The sequence below is a fragment of the Micromonospora craterilacus genome, from assembly GCF_003236315.1.
Lineage (GTDB): Bacteria > Actinomycetota > Actinomycetes > Mycobacteriales > Micromonosporaceae > Micromonospora > Micromonospora craterilacus.
In genome coordinates, this window is the sequence record NZ_POTY01000355.1 from 1 (window position 1) to 4,500 (window position 4,500).

The following is a 4,500-nucleotide window of genomic DNA, read 5'->3' on the forward strand; positions in this document are numbered from 1 at the left end:
GGGACAAGGGGCCGGGCTGGCAGGACGGGGCGGAGCAGCCGGCCGCGAAGGCGTCGGCGAGCATCAGCGAGCCGGCCGCCGACGCGAAGGACGTGCCTGCCTCCACGGCGATCACGTTCGCCACCAAGGAGTCCAAGGAGACCACGGTCGAGCTGACCGACGCCAGCGGTGCGGCGGTCAAGGGCAAGCTGGCGGCGGACGGCAAGAGCTGGCTGCCGTCGAAGGCGTTGACGTACGGCGGGTCGTACACCGCCAAGGTCACCGCGACCGGCGACGACGGCCGCCCGGTCACCGCCACCAGCGCGTTCACCGTGATGGCGAAGCCGGGCAATCAGGTGCGGATCAGCAGCTTCCTCGGCGACGACCAGACCGTCGGGGTAGCCATGCCGCTGATCGTGCAGTTCGGCCGAGCCATCCCAGAGAAGTACCGGGCCGATCTGCAGCGGCGGATGACGGTGACCTCGACGCCGGCCCAGGAGGGCATCTGGCACTGGGTCAGCCCCACCGAGGTCCGCTACCGGCCGAAGGAGTTCTGGCAGGCCGGCAGCAAGGTGTCGTACCGGGTGCAGGCGGGTGGGCTGCCGCTGGGTGACGGCTGGTACGGCCGGGCCGACCTGACCGTCGACATCAAGGTCGGCCCCAAGCTGGTGATGACGGTGGACAACAAGACCAAGCGGATGGTCGTCACCCGGGACGGCTCGACGATCAAGACGATCCCGGTGAGCCTGGGCAAGAAGAGCACCCCGTCCTCCAGCGGCACCATGGTGGTGATGGAGAAGCTGCGCAAGACGGTCTTCGACACGTACGACGAGCTGGGCCCCGAGGACGGCTACCGGACGAAGATCGACTACGCCCAGCGGTTGACCTGGGGCGGCGAGTTCATCCACGCCGCGCCCTGGTCGGAGGGGCAGCAGGGCACCACCAACGTCTCGCACGGCTGCGTCAACGTCTCGATGGCCAACGGCGCCTGGCTGTTCACCAACACCAGGGTCGGCGACCCGATCGTGGTCAAGGGCACCGAGCGCAAGCTGCAGCTCGGCAACGGGTGGACCGACTGGAACGTCAGCTGGGAGCAGTACGTCAAGGGCAGCGCCCTGCCGTACGAGCCGGCCGAGGACGAGCCGGTCGAGGACGAGCCGGCGGCGGACGACGTGGCCGACCCGGACGTGTCGGCGAGCCCCACCGCCTGAGCCTGCAGTGCCTCACCACGCGGCTCTGCACGACTGAAGCCGGTCAGCCACTGCCTTCAGGCGTCGGCCCGATGGTGAGCGCCCCGGTGGCACCGGGGCGCTCACCGTGCCGGCTAGTCCCCTCCGCGGCTGATCCGCAGGGTCAGCACGTCGGTGCGGACCGTGATGTGCCCGTGGAAGAGGGCTGCACCACCCGCCCCGTAGCCGATCTGGGTCGCGGTGATCAGCGGATGCCCGACCGCCACGCCGAGCCGGGCGGTGGACTCCTCGTCGGCGAGCACAGCGGCGAGTTCGATCTCGGCTCGCCGCACCGGCATGCCGGTCGCGCTGGCGAGGAACTCGAACATGTCCAGGTCGATGCTGACCAGCCCGGACGGGTCGAGGTCGCGGTCGTCGAAACGCAGCGGCAGATGGTCACGGATCCAGGCCGCCGGGACGCCGTCCACGGCGAAGAGCCGGTCGACCCGCCACACCGGCGAGTCCGGCTCCAAGCCGAGCACCTTGGCACAGTCGGCGGGGCACTTCGCCCGGCTGACCGTGGCGTCCTGAAGCGTCGGCCGGTGGCCCGAGGCAGTGATCCGGTCCCGGAGCGCCGTGACGTCGCCGATCGACACCGGCACCCGCTCGGCGCCGTCGTGCACGAAGGTGCCGATCCCCCAGGTACGGGTCACCACGCCCTCTGCGGCGAGTTGGCCCAGCACCTCACGTACGGTGGCCCGGCTGACCTCCAACCGATCGGCCAGGTCCCGCTCGTTGGGCAGCTTGTCGCCCGACCGGAACTCACTGCCGATCAGCTCCCGGAGCCGACCGTGCGCAGTTTGTAGCGCGGTTTCGCGCCGAGCCATCCGCCTTCACCTCATCGTTCCCCGCCGCCCCCGGCGGCCTAGGGAGTGTAGTTCGTCGTTGCCCTCCTGGCCGATCGGCCAGGAGGGCATTACCAGACCTGTTCGAGCACCCGGATGGTGTTGCCGCCGATCACCTTGGCGATCTCGTCGTCGGAGTAGTCGTGCTTGACCAGCCAGCCGACGATGTTCCCGAACGCCTCGCCCGGGTTCTCCAGCCCGGACACGTACTCCACCCGCGGGTGCTCCGGCCGGTTGCCGGCGTCGTGGGCGTAGTTGCCGGCGTAGGTGTTGTGCACCCCCACGTGGTCACCGAACATCGTGTCCGGGCCGAACGTGACGTGGTCGATGCCGACCAGGTCGACGCAGTACGTGAAGTGGTCCATCACCGACTCGATCGAGTGGTGTTTGTGCGCCTCGGAGAGGGTGGTGTGCGGAGCGGCCTCGATGCCGATCACGCCACCGCGCTCGGCGCAGGCCCGGATCACCTCGTCCGGCTTCATCCGGGAGGTGTCCCAGACCGAGCGGGCGCCGGCGTGGGTGATGAACACCGGCACCCGACTGGCCTCGATCACGTCGAGGCAGGTCTGGTCGCCGGAGTGCGAGATGTCGATGGCGATACCGAGCTTGTTCATCCGGTCCACCGCGCGCCGACCGAAGTGGGTCAGCCCACCGTCGTGCTTCTCGGAGAGGCCACCACCGAGCATGTTCGCCTGGCTGTACGCGATACCGAGCTGGCGGACGCCGAAGCCGTAGAGGATGTCGATCCGGTCCAGCTCGTTCTCGATCGGGCTGCTGCACTCCAGGCCGGCGACCAGAGCCAGCCGGCCGTCCCGCTTCGCGGCGTGGATGTCGGCCAGCGAGGTCGCCAGGAAGACGTGGTCCTGCTTGTAGAGGTCGCTCATCCGCATCCCGAGGGCATAGATGAGGTCGTTCCACTTCCAACCGTTCTCGCTGGTCACGCAGGAGGCACCAGCCATGAAGTTGTCGAAGACCGCGGTCAGGCCGGAGCGGGCCAGGCCCTCGTAGCCGGTGCGCTGACGCGCGGTCCGGTTGTAGGCGCGCAGCTCGCGGACGTCCTCGGGCAGGATCACCGGGTGCTCGTGCAGCGAGATCGCGGCGTGCTCGGTGAGCAGCCGGGTCACCCGCTCACGCTGGGCGTCGGCCAGTCCGAGGTCGTGCTCCGGTACCCGACCAACTTCCGTCGCCAAAGCGAACACCCGGTAGTCCGAGTGCGGCTCCAGGTACGAGTACGACCTGTGGCCCTGGTACCGGGGGGCGGGTTCTTGCAGCAAGACACCTTCTCCTTTGGAAACAAGCGGTCGCCGGCCGTCACGCGGCCAGCGGGTAGTGGCAGGCAACCGGATGCGCACCGGCGGCCAGCGGCGGTTCGGTGCTGGCGCAGGTATCGGTCGCCTGCCAACAGCGGGTCCGGAACCGGCAACCCGACGGCGGGTTGACCGGACTGGGCGGGTCACCGGCCAGCAGGACCCGCTGTCGCTGCTCGCGGCCGGCCGGATCGGGCACCGGCACGGCGGAGAGCAGCGCGCTGGTGTACGGGTGCCGGGGCGACTCGTACAGGTCGATCTCCGGGCCGGTCTCCACCAGCTTGCCGAGGTACATCACGGCCACCCGGTCGGAGATGTGGCGCACCACCGACAGGTCGTGGGCGATGAAGACGTACGCCACGCCCAGCTCCTCCTGGAGCCGTTCGAGCAGGTTGACCACCTGGGCCTGGACCGACACGTCCAGCGCGGAGACCGGCTCGTCGCAGACGATCACGTCGGGGTTCAGCGCGAGCGCCCGGGCGATGCCGATGCGCTGGCGCTGCCCGCCGGAGAACTGATGCGGGTAGCGGTCCAGGTGCAGGCTGGGGTCGAGACCGACCAGGTCGAGCAGTTCCTTGATCCGTTCGACCCGACGCCGGCGGTCCAGCACGTCGGGGTGGATTTCGAAGGGCTGGAGCAGGATCTCCCGGATGGTCCGCCGGGGGTTCAGCGAGGTGTACGGGTCCTGGAGCACGATCTGGATCCGCCGACGCAGGGCGCGCAGTTCCCGCCCCTTGGCCTGGTGCACCACCGACCGGCCGAAGCGCACCGCGCCCGAGGTGGGCTGTTCCAGCCCGACCAGCATCCGGGCCAGCGTGCTCTTGCCGCAGCCGGACTCGCCCACCACGCCGAGCGTCTCGCCCCGGCGCAGGTCGAAGGAGACCCCGTCGACGGCCTTGACCATCCCGCCCGAGGTGAAGGGGATCCGCCCCTTGACCGGGAAGTGCTTGACCAGGTTCTCGACCCGTAGCACCACGTCATCGCTGGGCGGCACCGAGCACCTCCTCGTGGTGGTGGCAGGCGCTGGCCCGGTTGGCCGGCAGCGCCCGAAGCGGCGGCAGGGTCACCAGGCACTCGTCGGTGGCCCGGGGGCAGCGCAGGTGGAACGGGCAGCCGGTGGGAAGCCGGGCCGGGTTGGGC

The 4,500-nt window shown here is 69.9% G+C and carries 4 protein-coding genes; 1 reads left to right on the top strand and 3 read right to left on the bottom strand.

Annotated elements, in window-relative coordinates; genetic code table 11:
* Positions 1 to 1,190: L,D-transpeptidase (locus C1I95_RS31970; RefSeq protein WP_111219603.1), on the top strand; the 1,190-nt coding region annotated here is incomplete at its 5' end.
* 113 nt (positions 1,191 to 1,303) lie between these two features.
* On the opposite strand, the gene C1I95_RS31975 is transcribed toward C1I95_RS31970, so the two are convergent.
* The 3 genes from C1I95_RS31975 to C1I95_RS31985 form a co-directional block, all read right to left on the bottom strand.
* Positions 1,304 to 2,035 carry a GntR family transcriptional regulator gene (locus C1I95_RS31975; protein WP_111219605.1) on the bottom strand — a complete coding sequence of 244 codons (732 nt, stop codon included), beginning with the start codon at positions 2,033 to 2,035 and terminating at the stop codon, positions 1,304 to 1,306.
* Positions 2,036 to 2,124: 89 nt separating this feature from the next.
* A complete protein-coding gene (locus C1I95_RS31980) occupies positions 2,125 to 3,327 on the bottom strand; it encodes a dipeptidase (RefSeq protein ID WP_199524005.1) in 1,203 nt (400 codons plus the stop codon).
* A gap of 37 nt (positions 3,328 to 3,364) precedes the next feature.
* Positions 3,365 to 4,354 (bottom strand): ABC transporter ATP-binding protein, encoded by a 990-nt coding sequence (locus tag C1I95_RS31985; protein ID WP_111219607.1) that lies wholly within the window; start codon positions 4,352 to 4,354, stop codon positions 3,365 to 3,367.
* Positions 4,355 to 4,500: the final 146 nt, after the last annotated feature.